Genomic DNA, 23,540 nt, shown 5'->3' on the forward strand with positions numbered 1-23,540 from the left:
CCCACCGAGCGCAGCGCGGCGAGGTCCCCGCCGGTCACCCGGTGCCCGGAGGGGCGCTCGGCGGGGGGTGCGGGGGCGCGTGCGGGCCCGGCCTGCGCCGGTACCCGGACGGCAGGCTCGCGCGCCACCCGGTCGTCGGCCTTGCCGATCAGCCAGTCCCGGCTGGGCACGACCAGCCCCGCCGGGGTGAACGCGATCTTGCGCAGTTCGGCGTGGCTGCCCGAGTCCTTGCGCCACAGCCCGCTGACGATGTCGACGGCCTCCTCGGGCGTGCCCGCGAACTCCAGCCCGGCGTACACCGGCGCGCACGCGTCCAGCCCGAGGTCCTGGGCGGTGAGCCGGCGGCCGAGGCGGCGGGTGAAGACCTCGGCGATCAGCGCGGGAGTGGTCCCGCGCGGCTGCTGGCCGCGCAGCCAGCGGGTGACGGAGGTCTTGTCGTATCTGAGGTCCAGCCCGTGTTCCAGGCCGAGCTGATCGACGCGACGGGCCAGACCCGCGTTGGAGAACCCCGCCTCTGCGATGAGCGCGGCGAGCTGGCGGTTGGGGGTGCGCTGCGCGGGTCGGTCCGTCATGTGCGGTGCGGTCTCCTGCCTGACAGGCCACTGAGGTGCCGGGACGGGCTGTGAACAGCCCTTTTGGCCTCACGAACGGCGCGAATGTAGCGGAGAGTGAACAAGTCGTCGCACAGTTCGCCGTGCATTCATCCGATCGTGTGAGGATTACCCGCGCGGCTGACGTCACCCGTCCGGACGTACAGTGGCGTGGGCGCCGAACGCGCCTGACAGACCCGACGAGGGGTGCCCGGCTTAGGGAGGCGCTTGCCGTGAGTGACTTGCGGTTCGTCCACATGGGATTCGGCGCGGACGCCGTCGACTACCAGGAGGCGTGGGACGAGCAGCGCCGGGTGCACGCCGCCCGGTTCGCCGACGAGGTCCCCGACACCGTGCTGCTGCTGGAACACCCCCCGGTGTACACGGCCGGCCGCCGCACCGACCCGAGCGAGCGCCCGCTGGACGGCACCCCCGTGATCGATGTGGACCGGGGCGGCAAGATCACCTGGCACGGTCCGGGCCAGCTCGTCGGCTACCCGATCCAGAAGCTCCCCCGCCCCGTGGACGTCATCGCCCATGTGCGCCGCCTGGAGGAGGCCCTGATCCGCGCCTGCGCGGAGTACGGGCTGGAGACCACCCGTGTGGAGGGCCGCAGCGGCGTGTGGGTGCTGGGCGACCCGGTCGAGCAGCGCCTCGGCGGTCTCTCCCTCGACTTCGATCCCCGGATCGCCGACGAGGAGTTCGACCCCCGGATGAACGGGCCGGAGTACGCCCCCTCCAACGCGGGCCAGCGCCGCGAGGACCGCAAGATCGCCGCGATCGGCATCCGCGTGGCCAAGGGCGTCACCATGCACGGCTTCGCCCTCAACGTGAACCCGGACAACCGCTGGTTCGACCGCATCATCCCCTGCGGCATCCGGGACGCCGGTGTCGCCTCGCTCGCCAACGAGCTGGGCCGGAACGTCACGATCGAGGAGGTCGTGCCCGTGGTCGAACGCCACTTGCGCGAGGTCATGGCCGAGGCCGTCCTCGCCCCCAGGGTGATCGAGAAGCCCGCCGCGGTCTGATCCGGGAATGCGGCCTGCGTCCGCGAGGTTTTCGCCCCCGGTAGGACCCCATGAACACGGGCGTACCCTGGTGTACGCCGAAGAATCGAAGACTTACTTCGCAACAAGCAGGGAGCCGGTCGTGTCCGCAGTCGCACCCGACGGACGCAAGATGCTGCGCCTGGAGGTCCGTAACAGCCAGACCCCCATCGAGCGCAAGCCCGAGTGGATCAAGACGCGGGCGAAAATGGGACCCGAGTACACCAAGATGCAGAACCTCGTGAAGAGCGAGGGCCTGCACACCGTGTGCCAGGAGGCCGGCTGCCCGAACATCTACGAGTGCTGGGAGGACCGCGAGGCGACCTTCCTCATCGGTGGCGACCAGTGCACCCGGCGCTGTGACTTCTGCCAGATCGACACCGGCAAGCCCGAGGCCCTGGACCGGGACGAGCCGCGCCGCGTGGGCGAGTCCGTGGTCACCATGGACCTCAACTACGCCACGATCACCGGCGTCGCGCGCGACGACCTCGAGGACGGCGGCGCCTGGCTGTACGCCGAGACCGTGCGCCAGATCCACGCCCAGACCGCGGGCCGCGAGGCCGGCCGAACCAAGGTCGAGCTGCTGGCCCCCGACTTCAACGCGGTGCCCGAGCAGCTCGCCGAGGTCTTCGAGTCCCGCCCCGAGGTCTTCGCGCACAACGTCGAGACGGTCCCGCGCATCTTCAAGCGCATCCGTCCCGGCTTCCGCTACGAGCGCTCACTGAAGGTCATCACCGAGGCCCGCGACTTCGGCCTGGTCACCAAGTCCAACCTGATCCTGGGCATGGGCGAGACCCGCGAGGAGGTCGTGGAGGCGCTCCAGCAGCTCCACGACGCCGGCTGCGAGCTGGTCACCATCACCCAGTACCTGCGCCCCTCCGTGCGCCACCACCCCGTCGAGCGCTGGGTCAAGCCGCAGGAGTTCGTGGAGCTGAAGGAGGAGGCCGAGCGGATCGGCTTCTCCGGTGTGATGTCGGGCCCCCTGGTCCGTTCCTCCTACCGCGCCGGGCGCCTTTACCAGATGGCGATCGAGAAGCGTGGTAACTACATCGCCGCCCAGGCGGTGTGAGCGAGTCGTGTGAAATCACGCACAAGTTCCTACTGGCCAGTAATGGCCGAGTCGACGCGGTCCCGTCCGTCCTCGCTGATGAGGACGCATGGCGGGGCCGCGTCGGCGTGTGGGGAACCCCAGCCGAGGCTTCACCACCGTTTGACCGGTCGGTCACGCACTGGTAACACCGAACAGTGACCCTGGAATCACGCCCCGTACACCACCCGTACCGAGGGGGGACCTCGCTCATGCAGGCCGCACCCGTCCGCGCCACCGCCATTCCGTCCTTCACCGTCGCCCTCCGCGCGGTCGAGACGCTGCTGCTTCAGGGCGGCCAGCGCACCGCCCGCCGCAACGCCTGGACCTCCGTCCTGGAGGACCGCCGCCGCGCCAAGGACCGGGTCGAGGCGCAGCAGTTCCTGGACCGCGCCGCCACCCGTCCGTAACCCCCGCCCTACGCCGGGCACCGCCGTCGAGAGTGCTCCCGCGGCCACGTAGACTCGTGGGCATGGCGAGGAAGGAAACCGCGGCGGACGCCGCGAGCGCAGGGCGACTGAAGCAGATCGCCCTCACGTACAAGATGACCCGCAAGGCCGACAAGACGATCGGTCTTGTACTCGCGGCTGTCGGGCTCGGCATTTTCGCCGTCCTCCTCGTGATCGGCTTCCTGATCGGGCACCCCGTCTACGGCGGCATCCTGGGCCTGCTGCTCGGTCTGCTGGCGACGGCGATCGTGTTCGGGCGCCGGGCCGAGCGGGCCGCGTTCGGGCAGATGGAGGGCCAGCCGGGTGCGGCGGCCGCGGTACTGGACAACATCGGCCGGGGCTGGGCGACCACCCCCGCGGTGGCGATGAACCGCAGCCAGGACGTGGTGCACCGCGCGGTCGGCAAGGCCGGCATCGTGCTGGTGGCCGAGGGCAACCCGAACCGGGTGAAGAGCCTGCTGGCGGCCGAGAAGAAGAAGATGAACCGTATCGTCGCGGACGTGCCGGTGCACGACGTGATCGTCGGTGACGGTGAGGGCCAGGTCCCGCTGAAGAAGCTGCGGACCACCATGCTCAAGTACCCGCGGGTGCTGACCGGCCCCCAGGTGACCGCCACCAACGACCGGCTGCGGGCGCTGGGCGACCTGATGAGCAACATGCCGCTTCCCAAGGGTCCGATGCCGAAGGGCATGCGGATGCCGAAGGGCGGCGGCAGGGGCCGCTAGTTCCTCCGACATGACAAGGGGCGCCCGGAGATCCTCCGGGCGCCCCTTCTCGTGTCCGACGCTGCTAGATCCTGACCTCGACGGTCCTGGCGAGCCGGTCGTGCAGGCCGCGGCCGTCGCGGTCCCAGACCAGCGCGGGGACGGCCAGGCAGAGCAGGAAGGTGCGCAGCAGGGCGCGCAGCGGGTTGACGGTGCCGGTCTCCAGGGCGACCACGCGCAGCCCGAAGAGGCGCTTGCCCGGCGTGGAGCCGAGGGTGCCCACGGTGAGCACGCTCATCGCGAAGAAGACGAGCAGGGCCCAGTTGCTGGTGGCCGGGGAGTTGCCGTGCGTGATCAGGCCGTATGCGATCAGCACGCACAGCCCCCAGTCCACGGCGAGCGCGCCGAGCCGGCGACCCGGACGGGCGATCGAGTTCGGTCCGGTCTCCGGCAGGCCGAGCTGCTGGCCCCGGTAGCCGAAGTCGGCGCCCGCTTCTTCCATGGCCGCCCTCGGCCCGGAGAGCCACGACCCCATCACTTCCCTGTTGTCCACCCGACCACGGTACTGCGCCCGCTTTCGGGCAGTACGCGCAGGGGTGGGTCGGGGCTACGGTGGAGGAGTGGCTGGTTAACTTCTGCGAAACAAACGAGTCACGCCCGAGAAATCACCGGTCCCTAGGGTCGGGACCAGCGTGTGCCACCGCACTGGCCGCACGAGACGATCTACCACCCCGGCGGGAACGGTCGGGAGTAGGAGGAGCTGGATGTTCCAGAACGCCGACGAGGCCAAGAAGTTCATCGCGGACGAGGACGTCAAGTTCGTCGACGTCAGGTTCTGCGACCTGCCGGGCGTCATGCAGCACTTCACCGTCCCCGTCGAGGCGTTCGACCCGGACGAGGAGCTGGCGTTCGACGGTTCGTCGATCCGCGGCTTCCAGGCCATCCACGAGTCCGACATGGCGCTGCGCGCGGACCTGTCGACGTCCCGCGTGGACCCCTTCCGCCGCGACAAGACGCTGAACATCAACTTCTTCATCCACGACCCGATCACGGGCGAGCAGTACTCCCGTGACCCGCGCAACGTGGCAAAGAAGGCGGAGGCGTACCTCACGTCCACCGGTATCGCCGACACCGCGTTCTTCGGCCCCGAGGCCGAGTTCTACGTGTTCGACAGCGTGCGCTTCAAGACCGCCGAGAACGAGGCGTTCTACCACATCGACTCCGAGGCAGGTGCCTGGAACACCGGCGCGCTCGAGGACAACCGGGGTTACAAGGTCCGCTACAAGGGCGGCTACTTCCCGGTCCCGCCGGTCGACCACTTCGCCGACCTGCGTGCCGAGATCTCCCTGGAGCTGGACAAGGCCGGCCTCAAGGTCGAGCGCCAGCACCACGAGGTGGGCACGGCCGGCCAGGCCGAGATCAACTACAAGTTCAACACGCTGCTGGCCGCCGCGGACGACCTCCAGCTCTTCAAGTACATCGTGAAGAACGTGGCCTGGCGCAACGGCAAGACCGCGACCTTCATGCCGAAGCCGATCTTCGGTGACAACGGCTCGGGCATGCACGTGCACCAGTCGCTGTGGTCGGGTGGCGCCCCGCTCTTCTACGACGAGGCCGGTTACGCGGGCCTGTCGGACATGGCGCGCTACTACATCGGAGGCATCCTGAAGCACGCGCCGTCGCTGCTGGCCTTCACCAACCCGACGGTGAACTCCTACCACCGTCTGGTGCCGGGCTTCGAGGCGCCGATCAACCTGGTGTACTCGCAGCGCAACCGCTCCGCGGCGATGCGTATCCCGATCACGGGCTCCAACCCGAAGGCCAAGCGCGTCGAGTTCCGGGCGCCGGACTCCTCCGGCAACCCGTACCTCGCCTTCTCCGCGCTGCTCCTGGCGGGCCTGGACGGCATCAAGAACAAGATCGAGCCGGCCGAGCCGATCGACAAGGACCTCTACGAGCTGGCCCCCGAGGAGCACGCCGGCGTCGCCCAGGTCCCCACCTCCCTCCCGGCCGTCCTCGACCGCCTCGAGGCCGACCACGAGTTCCTCCTCCAGGGCGACGTCTTCACCCCGGACCTGATCGAGACGTGGATCGACTACAAGCGGACCAACGAGATCGCCCCGCTGCAGCTCCGTCCGCACCCGCACGAGTTCGAGCTGTACTACGACGTGTGATATCGCCCCAGGTCAGAGCGGGTTTCCGCTCCCCTGGGCCGTGTGTGGGCCGTCGGCCGTGTTCTTCCTCGCCGGAAGGGCACGGCCGACGGCCTGTTTCGGGCCCCGCACAGCGAACGATGGCCAGGGGCACGGCCGGGCTGTCGCTCAGATCAGCGACTCGGCTCCGCCGGGGGTGGTGTCAGCATCCGGTGCACTCATCGGCGGGAGCGATGCCGCGCCGGGTGGTGCGGGTGCCGTCGTCCGTCGTGCCCGCCACGTCCCGCGTCCGGATGCCGTGCAGCTTCAACGCGCTGGTCACGTTCTCGCCCTTCCACCCGCCGTAGATGTCGGGGCGGAGTTCGGCGAGGCGGGCGGCGATCCGCTCGTTCCACACCCGCTCTTCCTTCTCCGCGACGACCGCCGCCACGTCGGCGAGCAGATCGTAGGCCAACAGCCCCGCCTTCTCCCGGACGGAGCGGGCGCGAGCCGCGACGACCACCGCGCCGGGCGCGTCGATGAACGCCCCGGAGACGATCCGGGCGTCGGAGCCTTCACCCACGAAGTAGTGGAGGCCCTTGTCACCCCACGCGAACATGGTGGCCCGCACGCCGCGCTTGTAGGACACCAACGCCAGCAAACCCCATGTGGCCTGGTCAGCGCCTTAGCTTGACAGTCCCCCCCACCCCATGCCCAAAGAGGCGGCACCCCCGCATAGCTGCCGCCTTCAAAAGCGCTAGCCGTCGGCCAGTTGTGTTAGTGGGACCGGGACCGCTCCTAATGCCACGTCAGGCAATGTTTGCCCTGTCCGCTACCGGCACCTCGGGGCGATGTCCCCCGTCGATATGTCCGCCGTTCGGGGACACGGCCAGTGCGGGGCAAGGCGACCCCGATCCGTCGTTCCGTCGCGAGGGAGCGGCCGACGTGCCAGGACAAATCACGTCAAGCCGTAACTCGCGTGGGCCGGTATCGCTGGGCTACTGCCCCCGACCGGAACACTTGGCGGTCCACGGGCTCGAGTTGGATGCGCTCGCGCAGACCGGCGAGCAACGTCGGCCCATGTCCGGCAAGGACCGGCTGAACAAGGAACTCGTACTCGTCGATCAGTCCCAGATCTGCCAACGCCAGGGGGAGCGTCACGCCACCCACCCACAGGCCCTCGCCTGACTCCTGCTTGAGCCGCTGAACCGCTTGCCCCAAGTCGCCTCGCACCAGGTCGGCATTCCAATCGACCCCGCTCAGCGTGCTCGACACGACGTACTTCTTCGCCCGGTCGATGGTCTCGGCGAACGGGATCTGCCACTCATCCATCCAGTCAGGCCACGTGCCCGTGGCCGGCTTCCGCCACACCGACTCCATCATCTCGTAGGTCACCCGGCCGAATAGCAGGGCATCGGCTCGCTCCATCTCAGCGGTCCAGTAGCGCATCGACTCCTCGTCCGGGGGGAGCCCTGCCTCGTGATGGCAGCAGCCATCGAGCGTGACGTTGATCGAGTATCGAAGTGGTCTCATCCCGTTGCATCTCCGTTGAGGCGCGCCCAGCGTTCGCCGGACAGTACTCAGACCACTGCCAGCGCCATTTCTCATCGGCGCGATCGCACCCACTTTGACGCCGCCCATAACGCTCGACTTCGATGCACGGTGCCGCATCACCTACCGTCGGCTCAGGGTCAACGACGAACGTCACAAACGTTGCCTGACGCGGCACTAGAGCCAGTGAGGCCAAGTGGTGGTCACTGTGCGCGGAGCGGGTGGCCACGCGACGTCCATCCATGGGGGCCGTTGAAATAGTGGAACGCGGAGGCCACCTGTGTGGGCGGCCTCCGGGCCGTCTCCGGGCCGTCCGGGGATAGCCGGCGACCACCAACGACGACAGACAACAACTGCGTTCCTCCTGGTCAGAGCCATAACGCAAAGGGGCAGTCAAGGTAGAGACGCTGCACCATCACTTCTACGACGTGTGATCGCCGCTGCTTGAAGCCAGGCGCTGCCCCCGTCTCCCTCGTGGAGGCGGGGGCGGTTCTGTTTCACCAGGTCAGCGTGGCCGCCACCGGCAAGTGGTCGCTTCCCGTGCCGGGGAGGGTCCAGGAACGGTTGGCCTCCACCCCCCGGTACAGGATCTGGTCGATGCGGGCCAGCGGGAAGGCGGCCGGCCAGGTGAAGCCGAAGCCGGTGCCGGAAGTCCGCTGGGTCGAGTCCAGGTGGGCGCGGAGACCGTTGAAGGCGCGGTCGTCCCAGGTGCCGTTCAGGTCGGCCAGGAGGAGGACCCGGGGACTGGGGTCGGCGGTGACGGCCTTCGTCAGGGCCGCGGCGCCGATGTCGCGGCTGGCGGTCCAGAAGCCGGTGCGGGGCAGGAGGCGGACGGAGCCGAGGTGGGCCACGTAGACCGCCAGGGGGCCGTCCGGGGTGGTGACCGTGGTGCGCAGGGCCCGGTTCTCGGGGAGCTTCGCGGCGGCCGGCTTGGTGGCGGCCAGCGGGCCGTAGTTCATGATGTCGATCGGGTGGGCGGCCCCGAGGGGAAGCTTGCTCCAGAGGCCGACGGTGCCGAGGACCACGTGGTAGGGGTACAGCGGCGCCAGCGTCTTGTCGTACAACGGGGTTGCCCCCGGGGTCAGTTCCTCCAGGGCCAGGAGGCCGGCGTCGGAGGCGGCCAGGGCATGGGCGGTGGCGGTCGGGTCGGGGTTGGCGGCGCCGACGTTGTGGGTGGCCACGGTGAGGTCGCCGCCCGGGTGGGACTTGTCTCGGAGGAGGCCGCCGAAGAGGGTCGTCCAGACCACGGCCGGCAGCAGGAGCGCGGTCACGGCGGACAGGGAACGGCGCAGGCATGCGACGGCCAGGAGGACCGGGATGAATACGCCGAGCCACGGCAGGACGTTCTCCACCAGGCTCCCCAGGCCCGCGTGATCCGTGATCGTCGCGTGCAGCAGGAGGACCAGGCCGAGCAGCAGCGCCAGCGCCGTGAGTACCGGGCCGCGCTTCCAGGGCTCCGGGCGGGTACCGGCGCGGAGCGCGTTTCGCATCATGCGCCCAGCGAAGACGGCGCGATGTTGCGGGGGCGTATGCGGTTTCCGATACGCGGACGATACGCAACCCCTCGTAGCCTCGATGGCATGCGTGTGCTGATCGTCGAGGACGAGCCCTATCTGGCGGAGGCCGTCCGGGACGGGCTGCGCCTGGAAGCGATCGCGGCGGACATCGCGGGCGACGGGGACACCGCGCTGGAGCTGCTGGGGATCAACGCGTACGACATCGCCGTGCTCGACCGGGACATCCCCGGCCCCTCCGGCGACGAGGTCGCGCGGCGGATCGTCGCCTCCGGCAGCGGGATGCCGATCCTCATGCTCACCGCGGCCGACCGGCTGGACGACAAGGCGTCCGGCTTCGGGCTCGGCGCCGACGACTACCTCACCAAACCCTTCGACCTGCGAGAACTCGTGCTCAGGCTGAGGGCGCTGGACCGCAGACGGGCTCATCACCGGCCGCCCGTACGGGAGATCGCGGGGCTGCGGCTCGACCCGTTCCGCAGGGAGGTCCAGCGGGACGGGCGCCACGTCGCGCTGACCAGGAAGCAGTTCGCGGTGCTGGAGGTGCTGGTCGCCGCCGAGGGCGGGGTGGTCGGCGCGGAGGAACTCCTGGAGCGGGCGTGGGACGCGAACGCCGACCCGTTCACCAACGCCGTACGCATCACCGTCTCCGCCCTGCGCAAGCGGCTCGGCGAACCCTGGCTCATCGCCACCGTGCCGGGGGTCGGGTACCGCATCGACGCCGGGAGCGGGCGTGGGTAGGGCGCCGGGGCCGAGCGTCCGCCTCCGGCTCACCCTCAGCTACGCCGGGTTCCTCATGCTCGCGGGCGGCCTGCTGCTCGCCGCGGTGTGGCTGTTCCTGCTGCGGTACGTGCCCGAGCGGGCGCTCATCGTGCCCTCGGGCACGCCGGTCAGGTACGACGTCTTCCCGGTCCGGTCCAACCTGCTACGCGTCTTCGCGCCCCGCGCGACGGCGGTGATGGCGTTCCTGCTGGTCTTCGGCCTGGTGGGCGGGTGGTTCCTGGCGGGCCGCATGCTCGCGCCACTGACCCGCGTCACGGAGGCGACCCGCAAGGCCGCGAACGGTTCCCTCTCGCACCGCATCCGGCTGCCGGGACGGAGGGACGAGTTCCGCGAGCTGGCCGACGCCTTCGACACGATGCTGGCCCGCCTCGACGCGCACGTGGCCGAGCAGCGGCGCTTCGCGGCCAACGCCTCGCACGAGCTGCGCACCCCGCTGGCGATCTCCAAGGCCCTGCTGGACGTGGCCCGCACCGGCCCGGAGCGGGACACCGCCGAACTCCTCGACCGCCTCCACGCCGTCAACGCCCGCGCGATCGACCTCACCGAGGCGCTGCTCCTGGTCAGCCGGGCCGAGCAGCGGTCCTTCGAGCGGGACGACGTCGATCTGTCCCTGCTGGCGGAGGAGGCCACGGAGACGCTGCTGCCGCTCGCTGAGAAGCATGGCATCACCATCGAGACCTCGGGAGAGTTCGCGCCCACCACGGGCTCCGAGGCGCTGCTGCTCCAGCTCACCATGAACCTCGTACACAATGCGATCGTGCACAACGTGCCTGGCCGGGGCCGGGTGTGGGTCCGTACGGCCGTCCGCTCCGACGCCGTGACGCTCACCGTGGAGAACACCGGCGAGCACCTCTCCCCAGAGCTGGCCGCGACGCTCACCGAACCTTTCCAGCGCGGTACCGAGCGTGTGCACACCGACCACGCGGGGGCCGGGCTCGGCCTGGCGATCGTCCAGACCGTCGCCCACGCGCACGACGGCACCCTGACGCTCACCCCGCGCCCCTCGGGCGGGCTCCGGATCACGGTGGAGCTGCCGGTGAGCGGCGCCAGGTGACGAGGAGGGCCGCCACCCCGGCGGGGGTGACGGCCCTCTGTTGTCACTCTGTCGTGATCGTCAAGGGACGACGACCACCACGACGCCCCCGTTGTTGTAGCCGTACCCGGGGCCGAAGCCGTTGTTGAAGCCGTAGCCGGGGCCGAAGCCGTAGCCGTAGCCATAGCCGTTGCCGTAGCCGCAGTTGCCCCACCAGCCGCAGCCGCGATTGGTCGGCACCTGGGCCGTGGTGGCCGAGGCCGTGCCGGTGGTGGCGATGGCTCCGCCTGCTGCCAGGAGGAGACCGGCGGCGGATGCCGCGACGAGGCGCTTGGCGCGGTGTGCATTCATGGACGTACCTTCCTTCCACCCCGCGTGCAATGCGACACTGCACGGTTCGGATGGCCGCGCACTCGGAGTGGGAGTCCGCGCGGTCGGTGGGCTGGCCGCCTTCGGTCGGCCGGGACGACGCTGCAGCGCGTCCCGCTCTGCGGCACTCTCCCGATGCTAGGTGAGCACCTCCGGGTCGGCATCCGGAGCCGGAAAGGGTGCAACCTTTTCCGCCGCTCGCGCTTCCTACTCTCAGGGGATCATGGACCCCGTCTCCGGGAAGGGTTGCGCGACATGGCCGAGCAGGACGACTGGCAGCGGGAGTTCGACATCGGATGGGCCGACTCCGCCGAACACAAGGAGCCGTCCGCCCGGGCCCGCATGCTCGCGGCCCGCTGGAAGGACAATCCCCCGGCCCCGCTGCCCTTCCGCGCCGACCCGACCCCGGTCCGCGGCTCGCGCCGAAGCTCGTGGGTGTCGACGGTGGTGGTCCTGGGGTGTGTGGCCGCGGTGATCCTGCTGCTGGGGTGGGCGCAGATGAGGTCGCCCTATTAACGGCAGGGACCCGGCTCAGTGGCTGGAGCTGGACTGGCGGGCGCGGGCCGACTGGGGCCGTTGCGGAGCCGAAGGTCGCGGCGCTGCTCGACCGGGCCGGGGTGGTCCGCCGGTGAAGTGGGGGGAAGCCTTTGCCGGCGGCGGCCACCGGCATGGGCCGCGCCGGGTGCACACTGGATCTGCGGGGGCGAGGTCGAGTGTGGGGTGATGCGCGATGCGGAGCCGATTTCGCAGTGACCGCCGGCTGACCGTACGGATGACGGTCACCATGTTTCTGCTCGGGCTGCTGTACGTGGCGTTCGTCGCCGCGCTGATCGTGCTGCTGAAGTCGTGGGTCCTGGTCGCGGTGCTGGTGGCCGTGATGTTCGTGGCCCAGTTCTGGTTCTCCGACAAGATCGCCATGTTCGCGATGCGCGGGCATGTGGTGGAGCGGGAGCAGTATCCCGAGCTGCACGCGGTGGTGGACCGGCTGTGCGCGATCGCGGACATGCCGAAGCCGGTGATCGCCGTGTCCGAGCTGGACATGCCGAACGCGTTCGCCACCGGCCGGAACCCCGATCACGCGGTGGTCTGTGTGACCGCCGGCCTGCTGCGGCGGCTGGAGCCGGCCGAGCTGGAGGGTGTGCTGGCGCACGAGCTGTCGCACGTGGCGCACAAGGACGTGGCCGTGATCACGATCGCGTCGTTCCTGGGCGTGATCGCCGGGCTGGTCGTCCGGTTCATGTTCTACTCGCAGCTCTTCGGCGGTGGCCGGCGCGACCAGAACACCGCCGCGGTCTTCGCCGCGGTGATCGGGGTCTCGGCGGCCGTGTACGCGATCAGCTTCCTGCTGATCCGGGCGCTGTCCCGGTACCGCGAGCTGGCCGCCGACCGCGCGGCCGCGCATCTGACCGGCCGCCCCTCGGCGCTGGCGTCGGCGCTGACGAAGGTGTCCGGCGAGATCGCCCGTATTCCGACCAAGGATCTGCGCACCGCGCAGGCGTTCAACGCGTTCTACTTCACCCCCGCGACCGGCAAGGAGCCGGGCATCGAGCGGATCTTCTCCACCCACCCGCCCCTGGAGCAGCGGCTCGCCCAGCTGGGCCGGATCTCCGCGGAGCTGGGCGAGGCCGCCGCCCCCGAGAAGACGGGCTGATCATTGGGTCTGCTGGACATCCTGCTGGGGCGTACGAAGCCGGTGGCGCCCGATCTCGATCAGCTCTTCGCGCTGCCCTCGGCGGCGATCACCCTCCAGGCGGCGGCCGGGTTCACCCCGACCGGCGCGGGCGCGGTGTGCTTCGCGACGGTGGAGGGCGCCGCGTTCGAGCAGACGCACCGGGAGGTACGGGCGCTGCTGGACGCCGACGCCGAGCGCGAGGGTCCCCCGGTGGAGCTGACCCAGGACGACTACGGGTACTCCTGGCTCAGCTCCCACCGCTCCCCCGAGCAGCTCCCCGAGCTGGTGAACGACCTCCACGCGGTGAACAGCTCGCTGGAGGCCAACGGTTTCGGCCCCCAGCTGCTGTGCTCCCTCGCCGCCTTCGAGCGGGCGGACCAGGACGACGACCGCCGGCTGGCCCTGGTGTACCTCTACAAGCGAGGCACCTTCTACCCGCTGTGCACCCGCCCGGGCCGCCAGCGCCGTGACAACGCCCTGGAGCTCCAGGTGGCGTCGACGCTGGAGGGGGACCTGCGGATCGAGAAGGACACCTCCCGGTGGTTCCCGCTGTGGGACGCGCCGGGGATGACGGGCTAGCGGCTCTTCTCCCGCTGCTGCCGCCGCGCCTCATGGGGACGCTCCCGGCGGTAGCGCCGCTCCCACTTGGCCTGCCGGTCACGGCGGTCGCGGTAGGCGCGGTACGTCTCCGGGGGCGGGCCCCCTCCGGACGGCGGGGGTGGTGGTGGCGAGCCACGGCCGCCCCTGAGGTACAGGCAGAGCAGGGCGACGGCGGCGAGCCAGTAGAGGTGGTCACCGATGCCGAGGACGGCCAGAGTGAGAGTGGCGGCGACGATGAGAACGCTCATGACGGAACCTCCTGGCGATTCAACGTACCGGCGCGGCTACTGTGCGTGCATCTCCTTTTCCGGATTCGATTACTGTGAGTGAGTGTCAGGGCACGACTCAACTGTCCTATGCCGTCCATGAGTTCACCGTCGACTGCGACGGCGAGCGCCTGAGCGCGGTACGCGCGGGAGTCCCTGGCGCAGGCCCCACGGCGGTACTGCTGCACGGCGCGGGCACCGGCAGCAAGGAACGGCTGCTGCCCCTGCTGTCGGCCTTCGCCGAGCAGGGTTGCCACGCCCTGGCCTTCGACTTCTCCGGCCACGGCCGCAGCACGGGCCACCTGTCCGGGCTCAGCCTGCGCCGCCGCTTCGAGCAGGCGGTCGCGGTGATCGACGCCCACGCCGGAGCCGGCCCCCTCGTCCTGGCCGGCTTCAGCATGAGCGGCCAGACGGTGGCGGACCTGGTACGGCACTACGGACGCCGGGTGGCCTCGGTGGGCCTGTGCGCACCGGGGGTGTTCGCGGCGGCCGCGTGGGACGAGCCGTTCGGCGACGGCACGGGCACCTTCACCAAGGTCCTTCGCACACCGGACAGCTGGCGGGACTCGCCCGCCCTGCCGGCCCTCCGCGCCTTCGAGGGCAGAGCGGTCCTGGTGACCCCGGGCACGGACACGGTCATCCCGGCAGAGGTGACGAAGGCGATCGAGGAGGCACTGTGCGCGCGAGCGCAGTACTCACACTTCGAACTCCCGCAGGCCGAGCACCAGTTGGGGCTGTGGTTCCGCGATCACCCGGAGGACGGGCGCGGGTTGGTGGCCGAGCTGCTGCCGGGGTGAATGCCGGGCGCCCCTCGGGGGCGCCCGGTCGGTGGGTCAGTGGAGCAGTGCCCGGACCATGCGGCAGGTCGTGGCGGACGGCGGGTGGACGCCGAGCCTGTCGGCCGTGTCGCGTATCGCCTCGTCGCGGGCCTGGGCCGGGAGGTAGACGCCCGAGTCGAGCAGGGCTATGGCGAGACGCATGGCCTTCAGGCGCCGGTTGTGCGTCACGTACCACTCACGCGGCTGCCCGGCGGGCAGCGGACGCTTCACGGCGGGCGTGTACGGCGAGTCGAGCGGCACGGGCCGCCTGGCGGTGGACTGGGTCGGCGACGGCTTGTTCCTCAGAGCGGCAACGGACACGGACACCCTCCTGTGGCGAGCGGAGCACCCACCGGAACCCCCCGGCGAATCCTCTCGAACACTGCCCCAGTCTACCGGCCGCCACTGACAACGGGGAGGGCGCGAAGAAGCATTGAATGCGCTGGTGGGACGGGAAATTGACGTACTGTCACAGGAGTGGCAGGAGGGGGCAAGGAATTCGAACAAGCCGAGCGGCGCGTACCGTACCCGCATGGAGATCTGGATCAACCCCGCCTGTTCCAAGTGCCGTAGCGCGCTCGACGTGCTGGACGCCGAGGGAGCCGGGTACACCGTGCGGCGCTATCTGGAGGACGTGCCGAGCGCGGAGGAGATCCGGGAGTTGCTCGGGCGGCTCGGGCTGGAGCCGTGGGACATCACGCGGACCGGGGAGGGTGTCGCCGGGGAGCTGGGGATGCGCGAGTGGGCGCGGGACGCGGAGACGCGGGAGCGGTGGATCTCCGCGCTCGCCGGGCATCCCGTACTGATCCAGCGGCCGATCATCACCGCCGAGGACGGGACGGCGCTGGTGGCGCGGTCGGAGGAGGCGGTGCGGGAAGCGCTGGGGCGGGGCGGGCCAACTGCCGTATGACGTAGGTCACTTAAGCGACGCGTGTCACCGTTGAGACACGGCGGCCGGGCCTCCCGTACATAGCGGCGTACGCTCCCCTACCCCCCTGGAGGCGCCGATGTCGCGCAGTAGAAGTCTCGGCACCAAGAAGAAGATCGCGCTGCTCGTCAGCGCCGCCGCGGTGGCGGGCGGTGGGGCCTTCGCCCTGGCGACCACCTCGAACGCGGCGCAGAGCCCGCAGGACGCCAAGACCCTGTCGTCCGCCGCGGACTCGACCGTGTGCCAGGGGTTCGCCACCGCCCTCGGCAACAACCAGAAGTTCATCGAGGGCCAGAAGGCGAACCCGGACGCGCAGTCCTCGGCCCGGATCGCCAACCGTGAGGCGGTCATCGAGCAGATCAAGGTCCAGCAGAAGGCTGCCGGCTGCACCGTTGGGGAGTCGGCTCAGGACTCCCAGGCGGGCAACCAGCAGGGCGCGGGCCAGCAGGGCGCCGGACAGCAGGCCGGTGGCGGGCAGCAGGCCGGCGGCCAGCAGAGTGCTCCGCCCGCGCAGAGCGCCCCGCCGGCGCAGGGCAACGGCGGTGGCGCCGCCGCCTCCGGCCAGCAGGTCTGCAACGGCTCCACCGTCACGCTCTCCGGCGAGGGCGGCGCCCCGGCCGCGTCCAGCAACCAGTTCCCGATCGGGACCACGCTGAAGGTCACCAACCTGGACAACAACAAGTCCACGACCGTCAAGGTCGCCTCGGTGTCCGGCAGTTGTGCCCTCCTCAACAACGCGGCCTTCGAGCAGGTCCGGGAGCCGGGCAAGTTCCTGATCCGCCGTGCCGTGATCGAGAAGGTGGGGTGAGGCGCCACGAGGTGAACGGAAACCGGTGAGACGACGGCCCGGACCGACCTGACGTCGGCTCCGGGCCGCTCCCCGGCCTCCCACACCCCGCACCCCGCACCGACGGGCGGGGTCCGTGAGTCGCCGCCTTGCGCACCCACCCGCGCAGGAGGAACAGGCGGCGCCTCCGGACCCCGCCTCCGTCATGTCCGGCCATGGTGAGCCGCGACACAAGAACCCCCAGGTAACACGGGGTTCACATACGGGCAATGATCGGGAAATCGGCTGTTGGCACGCTGCCGGACATATCGACGCGGTGTCCGTGCCGCGGCGTCGCGGCACCTCGTCTGCGCCCGAACCACCCCGAAGGATGTGTCCCCGTGACCTTCAAGGCCGAGTACATCTGGATCGACGGCACCCAGCCGACGGCCAAGCTCCGTTCCAAGACGAAGATCATCACGGGTGCCCCGGCCGGTCTCGACGCGCTGCCGATCTGGGGCTTCGACGGCTCCTCCACCAACCAGGCCGAGGGCCACGCCTCCGACCGCGTGCTCAGGCCGGTCTTCACCTGCCCGGACCCGATCCGCGGCGGCGACGACATCCTGGTGCTGTGCGAGGTCCTCGACATCGACATGACGCCGCACCTGTCCAACACCCGTGCCGCGCTCGCCGAGGCCGAGGAGCGCTTCGGCGCCCAGGAGCCGGTCTTCGGCATCGAGCAGGAGTACACCTTCTTCGACGGCACCCGCCCGCTCGGCTTCCCGGAGAACGGCTTCCCGGCCCCCCAGGGCGGTTACTACTGCGGTGTCGGCGCCGACGAGATCTTCGGCCGTGACGTCGTCGAGGCCCACCTGGACAACTGCCTCAAGGCCGGTCTCGGCATCTCCGGCATCAACGCCGAGGTCATGCCCGGCCAGTGGGAGTTCCAGGTCGGCCCGCTCGCCCCGCTGGAGGTCTCCGACCAGCTCTGGGTGGCCCGCTGGCTGCTGTACCGCACCGCCGAGGACTTCGGCATCTCCGCCACCCTCGACCCCAAGCCGGTCAAGGGCGACTGGAACGGCGCGGGCGCGCACACCAACTTCTCCACCAAGGCCATGCGCGAGGGCTACGACGCGATCATCACCGCCTGCGAGTCGCTCGGCGAGGGCTCCAAGCCGCTGGATCACGTCAAGAACTACGGCGCCGGCATCGACGACCGCCTCACCGGCCTGCACGAGACCGCCCCGTGGAACGAGTACAGCTACGGCGTCTCCGACCGCGGTGCCTCGGTCCGCATCCCGTGGCAGGTCGAGAAGGACGGCAAGGGCTACATCGAGGACCGCCGTCCCAACGCCAACGTCGACCCGTACGTGGTGACGCGCCTGCTGGTGGACACCTGCTGCGCCGCGCTGGAGAAGGCCGGCCAGGTCTGATCCCACATGCCGAAAAGGGGCGCCCGCCGAACCGGTGGGCGCCCCTTCGGCGTACCCCCGGCCAGCAGCGGGTTTCGGCCAAGAAGGCGTCAAGGAGGCGTCCAAGGAGTGAGAGAAGGCTCCTGCGCGGCGCCCGCGTCTGCTTCAATGGGCCCATGGTCGGCATCCAGAACTTCGTAGCTACGGGTCGTGAGGACCTGGAGCCGTTCTGGCCTTCCCGTCAGCACGACGACTTCGACCGAGTGTGTTGCCGCGCGGCCACCGCGCGAGCCCTCTGAGCACCGTAGATCCCTGAGCGCCGTACACCACCGGCCCCACGGACTACCCGGCCTCCGGCCAGCGCGTCACGACGAACGTCCCCCAGGCGTGCGCCCGACCACAGTCAGGGCCGCCGCCTCGCCCGACGACACTCCTCGCGCGAAAGAGCTGACCTCTCATGGCGACCCACCGTCCTCAGTCCTCCGCCACCACCCTCACCGACCGCCCCGCCGCCCCGGCCGGGGGCCCCCGGCACCGCCTGCGCGCCGTCGACCGGGACGAGGAGTGGCATCTGCCCGCCCCCGCCGTCGCGGAGACCGTGGCGGACCTGCTGCCGCCCGGCGCCACCTGGCTGCCCGCCCCGCCGCACACCCTGCCCGACCTCCCCGGCCGCCCGCCGATGGTCGGCTACCTGGTCCTGGTCCCCGCCGACCAGCGCCCGCCCTTCGCCCCGGTGGCCGTCCCCGCCCCGGCCGAGCGCGCCCCCGAGCCGGTGGTGCGGATCGACGCCGTACGCCGCATCGCGCATGTGGACGACCGTGAACTCGACCTGACGTACTTGGAGTTCGAGTTGCTCGCCCATCTGGTGGCCCACCCGCACCGCGTGCACACCCGCGACCAACTGGTCACCACGGTCTGGGGATACGGCCACGTCGGCGACGGCCGTACCGTCGACGTGCACGTCGCCCGGCTGCGCCGGAAGCTGGGCGCCCAGTACCGGCACGCCATCCAGACCGTGCGCCGGGTCGGCTACAAGTACACGCCCCCGTCGGCCGGTTGAGCCGATCTGCTCTGAGCGGACGCGCGTGCCGCCCGCGTCCGCTCCGGGCATGATCCCCGGCATGAAGCTACTCGTGCTGGGCGGAACCGAGTTCGTGGGCCGGGCCGTGGTGGAGGCCGCGCTGGAGCGGGGCTGGGAGGTGACCGCGTTCAACCGCGGCAACCGCCAGCCCCCGCCGGACGTACGGTCGTTGCACGGTGACCGCACCTCACCCGAGGGTCTGGCCGCGCTCACCGCCGACGACACCCGGTGGGACGCCGTCGTGGACACCTGGACGGGCGCGCCGAAGACCGTGCTGGACACGGCCCGCCTCCTGAAGGACCGTGTCGAGCGGTACGCCTACATATCCACCCGCTCCGTCTACACCTGGCCCTGGCCCACCCTGGGCGGCCTCGCCGAGGAGGGCCCCGTCGTGGAGGGCGCCGCCGACGCGGACGCCACCGACTACGCGGCCGACAAGCGGGGCGGCGAGCTGGCCGTCCTGGACACCTTCGGCCCCGACCGCGCCCTGCTGGTCCGGGCCGGCCTGATCCTCGGCCCGTACGAGAACGTCGGCCGGCTCCCCTACTGGCTGAACCGGATCGCGCGCGGCGGCGAGGTGCTGGCACCGGGTCCGCGCGACATGCCGATCCAGTACATCGACGCCCGCGACCTGGCCGACTGGCTGCTGAGCGCGCTGGACAAGGGGCTGAACGGGCCGTACGACCTGGCGAGCGCGCCGGGACACACCACCATGGGGGAGCTGCTGGAGCGGTGCCGGGAGGTCACCGGCTCGGCCGCCGAGCTGCGCTGGACCGACCCCGGCACGGTCCTCGCGGCCGGGATCGAGCCGTGGACCGAGCTGCCCGTATGGGCGCCGCCGGAGGGCGAGCTGTCCTGTGTGCACCGGGGGGACGTCTCGCGGGCGCTGGCCAGCGGGCTGCACTGCCGGCCGGTGGACGAGACGGTCGCCGACACCTGGCGCTGGCTCACCTCGATCGGCGGGCAGGTGCCCGGGCGGCCGGGGCGCAAGGCGCCGGGCGTCGATCCGGAGAAGGAGGCGGCCGCCCTCGCAGCGAATTCCAACTCCCGCAGTTCAGAAGGCATTTCACCGTCCGAGCGCGGGTAGACCTGGGAAATATTTGTGAGACCGGTGAACACCTCTGGGGCGGCGTGCGTATGGAAGGGCGCCGCTTCACTCCTGTCGGGCGCCTCGAAGCTGCCCCGCAAGGAAGTCAGAGGAGTTCCATGGGACGCAACATACGTAAACGCCGCTCGCCGCTGGCCGTGAAGGTCACCGCCGCATCGGCGGCCCTAGCGCTCGGCGGGGGCGGGCTGATCTGGGCAAACTTCTATGCCTCGGCTCACGAGTCGAACGACGCGTGGGGAGGCAATCGCACCAAGGCCACGGCCGCGCAGGTCGCCACGATCTCCTGCCCGGACGTCGGCCAGAAGCTGACCAACGTGCCGGACAAGGCCCGTACCGACGTCGCCGGTGAACTGTCCAACCTGGACCGGCAGATCACCGAGGCGTACCAGCGCCTGGCGACCACGCGGGACGCGCAGACCCGGGACGCGAGCTTCGTCCAGAACAGCATCCTGCAGCCGCTCAAGGAGCGCCGCCAGAACATCCTGGACCGGATCAAGCTGGAGATCACCCGCGTGGGCGGCACCGCCCCGGGTGACCTGGACACGCTGGCCAACTGCACCGGCACCCCGGCCGACCAGACCAACGCCGGCGGCCAGCAGGGCGGCCAGAACGGCGGTCAGCAGCAGGGCGGGGGCCAGCAGCAGGGCGGCCAGCAGCAGGGCGGCGGCCAGAACAACGGTGGCCAGCAGCAGGGTGGCGGTCAGCAGCAGGGCGGCCAGGGCAACGGCGGTCAGCAGGGCGGCAACATCGGCGGCCAGGCCGGCAACGGCCCCGTCGCGGCCGACTTCGTCGACATCACCAAGGCCCAGCCGAACGTGCAGGCCAAGCCGCGCCAGGCCCGCAACGCCTCACGGGGCACCTTCACCACGCGCTGCGGTGTCAACACCAACAAGAACCACAACACCGACAACGTCATCGTGGCGCCCGGTGTGAAGAACGGCGCGCACCACCTGCACGACTACGTCGGCAACCAGAAGATCGACGCGTTCGCCAGCAACAACACGTTCCTCCAGGGCGGCACGAGCTGCCAGAACAAGAACGACCTGTCGTCGTACTACTGGCCGGTCGTCCGCGTCCAGGACGGTTCGCAGGACTTCGACCAGAACAACGACGGCGGCGGCAAGGAGGGCAACGTCGGCAAGATCCTCACGCCGGTCCAGGCGCAGATCAAGTACGTCGGCAGCCCCACCGGCAAGGTCGTGGCGATGCCGCAGTTCCTGCGGATCATCACCGGTGACGCGAAGACCACCACCAACGGTCTGGCCAACGCCAACGCGCACTGGAGCTGCACCGGGTTCGAGAACAAGGTCCAGCTCACCGAGCAGTACCCGATCTGCCCCCAGGGCAGCAAGGTCGTCCGGTCCTTCGCCTTCCAGAGCTGCTGGGACGGCCAGAACGCCGACAGCGCCAACCACCGCACCCACGTGGCGTTCGCCGACGCGAACGGCAACTGCCAGAACGGCTTCAAGGCCATTCCGCAGCTCACCATGCGGCTGGTGTACGACATCAAGCCGCCCACCATCGAGAACGGCCAGGTGAAGAACGCCTACGCGGTGGACGGTTTCCCGGAGCAGCTCCACAAGCCCTCCACCGACCACGACGACTTCATCGCCATCACGAAGAACGGTCTCGCCAACAAGATCGCCAACTGTGTGAACCGCGGCCAGAACTGCTCGTGATCCACGGCAGGTGATCCCCAGCTCGTGATCCTCTGAAGACCCCCCCTCCTCAGGGGATCACGACAGAAGGCCGGTGACGGGAAGCTTCCCGTCACCGGCCTTCGCCGTGTGCGTACCGCGTCAGCCGGAGTGCTTCGCCCCGTGCCCGCTGTGGTCGGTGCCCACCTCGACCTCGCCGCCGAGCGTGCCGCGCAGGGCGTTGACCACGCCGTCGTCGCCCACCGCGACCCACTTGCGGCCGACGAGGTAGTGACCGCCGTAGTCCTTCGCGTCGTTGATCCACTCGCGCTGGCCCCGGTCGGTGGCGAAGGTGGCCAGGACGAATTTTCCGTCGGCGTTCTTGCAGAGCGCCTGGCGGATCTCGTCGGCGTCCGTCTGCATGTCCGGGCGGCACTTCACCTCGGCGGCCAGGCTCTCCAGGCTGCCGGTCGCGGTGGCCGGCACCTTCGCGGTGTCGTCCTGGTCCGCGCCGCAGCCCGCCAGCGTCAGCACCACGGCGCCCACGAGCACCGCGCTGGTCATCCTCATCCGTTCCTCCGGTCCTGGTGGGATCGAGCATCCCGCACCCGAGCCCTCGCAACGGGTACGGCTGCGAGGCCGGACATGCTCAAATCCCTGGATCGGTACGCCCCGTGCCTGCCAGAGTGGCCCGATGGACCAAGACTGGGAAGAGCGCGTGGCGGCCGCCTGGGCCGCCTTGGACACCTGGCCCGACGACGACGCGGCGGGCTTCCGTGCCGTGATCGACAAGCTGGCCGACGAGTTGCCCGAGGACCACCCGCTGGGCCTGTTCGAGCGGGCCTGCGCCTTCGACTCGACCGGCCACTCCGCCGAGGCGGTGGGCCTGTACCGCGCGGCCCTGGACAACGGCCTGACGGAGGCGAACCCCTACAAGGCCCGCCGGACGAAGATCCAGCTGGCCAGCTCGCTCCGCAACACCGGCCACGCGGAGGAGGGTGTCGCCCTGCTCACTCCCGAACTGGACGCGCCATCGGATGAGTTGGACGAGGCGGTACGGGCCTGTCTGGGGCTGTGCCTGTCCAGCCTGGGCCGGGACCGCGAGGGGCTCTCGCTGGTGCTCGGCGCGCTGGCCCCCCATCTCCCGCGCTACCAGCGGTCGATGGCGAACTACGCCCGTCTGCTGACCGAACCGGCGTGATCCGGGCCGCACATCACCCGTGCGGCGGTGACCTACGGCCGTCTGCCTCGTTCTCCCCCATGTGCAGTCACAGGATGTAGCCCAGCGTCACGCACCCGCCTCCTCCCGGAACCAGGACCCGGCCGTGGACGTCGGCCGGGCCGAGGCCGCGCTCGTCGAGCACTATCCCCGGCTGGTCCGGCTCGCCTACCTGGTGCTCCCGCCCACTCTCGGCCGGGGGCGCCGGGTCCTGACCGCACACGCCCTCGCCCAGCGCGCCCTCCCGCGCGGCCGCAAGCAGCGCGCCCTGATCCCGGCCCAGCCGGCCGGCCGGGACGGCGACCCCGGCTACGACTTCGTCCGGCTCCGGGTGCTGCGCAGCGCGCTGGAGGCGTCCGAGCCGCGCAAGGGACTCCCCAAGCCGTCCCAGCTCCCGGCTCCGCTCCCCCAGGTGTGGGGCCTGAGGCTTTTCCCGCGCTCCGGCGGCGCCGACGAACTCGCCCTGGACCAGAAGCTGTCGGCCCTCTCCGGCCCGGCTCGCGCCGCCTATGTCCTGCGCGGCCTGGAGGGGCTGGCGGACGACGACGTGCGCAAGATCCTCAAGGCCGCCGGGGTCACCCGTACCGAGTCCGCGCTGGCCGGGGCGAACGGGGTGCCCGCCCAGTACGCGCTGCTCGCCTCCCCCGAGTTCGACGCCTGCTCGCTCCAGGCCCGGCCCACCGATCTGATGCGCCGCCGCCAGCACACCAAGGCCGCGGTGGCCGCGGCCGCCGCGCTCGCGGTGGCCTGCGTGCTGGTCGCGCTGCCCGGCGGC

At 70.6% G+C, this 23,540-nt stretch carries 26 protein-coding genes and 2 pseudogenes; 19 read left to right on the forward strand and 9 right to left on the reverse strand.

Annotation, left to right across the window (positions count from 1 at the left end):
- Positions 1–572: pseudogene (locus tag GT030_RS17220) on the reverse strand (regulator); the annotation flags it as partial.
- 251 nt (positions 573–823) lie between these two features.
- Here GT030_RS17220 and lipB point away from each other — a divergent pair.
- The 4 genes from lipB to GT030_RS17240 all read left to right on the forward strand — a co-directional run bounded on the left by lipB (position 824) and on the right by GT030_RS17240 (position 3,897).
- Positions 824–1,618: a lipoyl(octanoyl) transferase LipB gene (lipB, locus tag GT030_RS17225; protein ID WP_161201853.1), complete on the forward strand. Its 795-nt coding sequence runs from the start codon at positions 824–826 to the stop codon at positions 1,616–1,618.
- A 121-nt stretch (positions 1,619–1,739) separates the two neighbouring features.
- A complete protein-coding gene (gene lipA, locus GT030_RS17230) occupies positions 1,740–2,705 on the forward strand; it encodes a lipoyl synthase (protein ID WP_086694627.1) in 966 nt (321 codons plus the stop codon).
- A 230-nt stretch (positions 2,706–2,935) separates the two neighbouring features.
- Positions 2,936–3,133, forward strand: coding sequence for a hypothetical protein (locus GT030_RS17235; RefSeq protein WP_030807683.1), 198 nt, complete (start codon positions 2,936–2,938; stop codon positions 3,131–3,133).
- 62 nt (positions 3,134–3,195) lie between these two features.
- Positions 3,196–3,897 (forward strand): DUF4191 domain-containing protein, encoded by a 702-nt coding sequence (locus tag GT030_RS17240; RefSeq protein WP_030807686.1) that lies wholly within the window; start codon positions 3,196–3,198, stop codon positions 3,895–3,897.
- A gap of 64 nt (positions 3,898–3,961) precedes the next feature.
- Here GT030_RS17240 and GT030_RS17245 read toward each other — a convergent pair whose 3' ends face one another.
- Positions 3,962–4,429, reverse strand: coding sequence for an RDD family protein (locus GT030_RS17245; protein ID WP_161201854.1), 468 nt, complete (start codon positions 4,427–4,429; stop codon positions 3,962–3,964).
- Between the two features lie 211 nt (positions 4,430–4,640).
- On the opposite strand from GT030_RS17245, the gene glnA reads away from it, so the two are divergent.
- Positions 4,641–6,050, forward strand: coding sequence for a type I glutamate--ammonia ligase (glnA, locus tag GT030_RS17250; RefSeq protein WP_161201855.1), 1,410 nt, complete (start codon positions 4,641–4,643; stop codon positions 6,048–6,050).
- Between the two features lie 181 nt (positions 6,051–6,231).
- Here glnA and GT030_RS17255 read toward each other — a convergent pair whose 3' ends face one another.
- From GT030_RS17255 to GT030_RS17265, 3 genes are all read right to left on the reverse strand, one after another.
- On the reverse strand, positions 6,232–6,657 hold the full coding sequence (locus tag GT030_RS17255) for a hypothetical protein (RefSeq protein WP_346009664.1): 426 nt from the start codon (positions 6,655–6,657) through the stop codon (positions 6,232–6,234).
- A 314-nt stretch (positions 6,658–6,971) separates the two neighbouring features.
- Positions 6,972–7,541, reverse strand: coding sequence for a dihydrofolate reductase family protein (locus GT030_RS17260; RefSeq protein WP_161201856.1), 570 nt, complete (start codon positions 7,539–7,541; stop codon positions 6,972–6,974).
- Positions 7,542–8,056: 515 nt separating this feature from the next.
- Complete coding sequence (locus GT030_RS17265) at positions 8,057–9,052, reverse strand: endonuclease/exonuclease/phosphatase family protein (RefSeq protein ID WP_161201857.1); 996 nt, start codon at positions 9,050–9,052, stop codon at positions 8,057–8,059.
- An 87-nt stretch (positions 9,053–9,139) separates the two neighbouring features.
- Between GT030_RS17265 and GT030_RS17270 the strand changes: the two genes are divergently transcribed.
- Positions 9,140–9,814, forward strand: coding sequence for a response regulator transcription factor (locus GT030_RS17270; protein WP_161201858.1), 675 nt, complete (start codon positions 9,140–9,142; stop codon positions 9,812–9,814).
- On the forward strand, positions 9,807–10,910 hold the full coding sequence (locus GT030_RS17275) for a HAMP domain-containing sensor histidine kinase (protein WP_161201859.1): 1,104 nt from the start codon (positions 9,807–9,809) through the stop codon (positions 10,908–10,910). The genes GT030_RS17270 and GT030_RS17275 overlap by 8 nt, the downstream gene beginning before the upstream one ends.
- Before the next feature lie 60 nt (positions 10,911–10,970).
- Here the strand turns inward: GT030_RS17275 and GT030_RS17280 are convergent, their stop codons facing one another.
- Positions 10,971–11,240: a hypothetical protein gene (locus tag GT030_RS17280; protein ID WP_161201860.1), complete on the reverse strand. Its 270-nt coding sequence runs from the start codon at positions 11,238–11,240 to the stop codon at positions 10,971–10,973.
- A 273-nt stretch (positions 11,241–11,513) separates the two neighbouring features.
- On the opposite strand from GT030_RS17280, the gene GT030_RS17285 reads away from it, so the two are divergent.
- From GT030_RS17285 to GT030_RS17295, 3 genes are all read left to right on the forward strand, one after another.
- Positions 11,514–11,774 (forward strand): hypothetical protein, encoded by a 261-nt coding sequence (locus tag GT030_RS17285; RefSeq protein WP_086690773.1) that lies wholly within the window; start codon positions 11,514–11,516, stop codon positions 11,772–11,774.
- 214 nt (positions 11,775–11,988) lie between these two features.
- Entirely contained in the window at positions 11,989–12,909 is a 921-nt protein-coding gene (gene htpX / locus GT030_RS17290; RefSeq protein WP_161201861.1) for a zinc metalloprotease HtpX, read from the forward strand.
- Positions 12,910–12,912: 3 nt separating this feature from the next.
- Positions 12,913–13,509 (forward strand): hypothetical protein, encoded by a 597-nt coding sequence (locus GT030_RS17295; RefSeq protein ID WP_161201862.1) that lies wholly within the window; start codon positions 12,913–12,915, stop codon positions 13,507–13,509.
- Here the strand turns inward: GT030_RS17295 and GT030_RS17300 are convergent.
- Entirely contained in the window at positions 13,506–13,778 is a 273-nt protein-coding gene (locus tag GT030_RS17300; protein WP_161201863.1) for a hypothetical protein, read from the reverse strand. The genes GT030_RS17295 and GT030_RS17300 overlap by 4 nt on opposite strands.
- 74 nt (positions 13,779–13,852) lie before the next feature.
- Here GT030_RS17300 and GT030_RS17305 point away from each other — a divergent pair, with 74 nt between their 5' ends.
- Complete coding sequence (locus tag GT030_RS17305; protein ID WP_346009665.1) at positions 13,853–14,593, forward strand: alpha/beta fold hydrolase; 741 nt, start codon at positions 13,853–13,855, stop codon at positions 14,591–14,593.
- A gap of 36 nt (positions 14,594–14,629) precedes the next feature.
- Here GT030_RS17305 and GT030_RS17310 read toward each other — a convergent pair whose 3' ends face one another.
- Positions 14,630–14,935: a hypothetical protein gene (locus GT030_RS17310; RefSeq protein WP_161201864.1), complete on the reverse strand. Its 306-nt coding sequence runs from the start codon at positions 14,933–14,935 to the stop codon at positions 14,630–14,632.
- A 211-nt stretch (positions 14,936–15,146) separates the two neighbouring features.
- On the opposite strand from GT030_RS17310, the gene GT030_RS17315 reads away from it, so the two are divergent.
- The 6 genes from GT030_RS17315 (at position 15,147) to GT030_RS17340 (ending at position 21,588) form a co-directional block, all read left to right on the forward strand.
- Positions 15,147–15,524: an ArsC/Spx/MgsR family protein gene (locus tag GT030_RS17315; protein ID WP_161201865.1), complete on the forward strand. Its 378-nt coding sequence runs from the start codon at positions 15,147–15,149 to the stop codon at positions 15,522–15,524.
- Between the two features lie 97 nt (positions 15,525–15,621).
- On the forward strand, positions 15,622–16,350 hold the full coding sequence (locus GT030_RS17320) for a hypothetical protein (RefSeq protein ID WP_161201866.1): 729 nt from the start codon (positions 15,622–15,624) through the stop codon (positions 16,348–16,350).
- Between the two features lie 359 nt (positions 16,351–16,709).
- Positions 16,710–17,741 carry a glutamine synthetase gene (gene glnII, locus GT030_RS17325; RefSeq protein ID WP_161201867.1) on the forward strand — a complete coding sequence of 344 codons (1,032 nt, stop codon included), beginning with the start codon at positions 16,710–16,712 and terminating at the stop codon, positions 17,739–17,741.
- 436 nt (positions 17,742–18,177) lie between these two features.
- Positions 18,178–18,780: a winged helix-turn-helix domain-containing protein gene (locus GT030_RS17330; RefSeq protein WP_161201868.1), complete on the forward strand. Its 603-nt coding sequence runs from the start codon at positions 18,178–18,180 to the stop codon at positions 18,778–18,780.
- A gap of 61 nt (positions 18,781–18,841) precedes the next feature.
- Positions 18,842–19,888, forward strand: a complete 1,047-nt coding sequence (locus GT030_RS17335) for an NAD-dependent epimerase/dehydratase family protein (RefSeq protein WP_202460196.1) — start codon at positions 18,842–18,844, stop codon at positions 19,886–19,888.
- Positions 19,889–20,007: 119 nt separating this feature from the next.
- Entirely contained in the window at positions 20,008–21,588 is a 1,581-nt protein-coding gene (locus GT030_RS17340; RefSeq protein ID WP_161201869.1) for a DUF1996 domain-containing protein, read from the forward strand.
- A 120-nt stretch (positions 21,589–21,708) separates the two neighbouring features.
- Here GT030_RS17340 and GT030_RS17345 read toward each other — a convergent pair whose 3' ends face one another.
- Positions 21,709–22,116: a hypothetical protein gene (locus GT030_RS17345; protein ID WP_190045179.1), complete on the reverse strand. Its 408-nt coding sequence runs from the start codon at positions 22,114–22,116 to the stop codon at positions 21,709–21,711.
- Positions 22,117–22,240: 124 nt separating this feature from the next.
- Here GT030_RS17345 and GT030_RS17350 point away from each other — a divergent pair, with 124 nt between their 5' ends.
- Positions 22,241–22,747: a tetratricopeptide repeat protein gene (locus GT030_RS17350; protein WP_161201870.1), complete on the forward strand. Its 507-nt coding sequence runs from the start codon at positions 22,241–22,243 to the stop codon at positions 22,745–22,747.
- A gap of 61 nt (positions 22,748–22,808) precedes the next feature.
- Positions 22,809–23,540, forward strand: a pseudogene (locus GT030_RS17355) (hypothetical protein); the annotation flags it as partial.

The sequence above is a fragment of the Streptomyces sp. SID1328 genome, from assembly GCF_009865595.1.
GTDB classification, from domain to species: Bacteria; Actinomycetota; Actinomycetes; order Streptomycetales; family Streptomycetaceae; genus Streptomyces; species Streptomyces griseoluteus.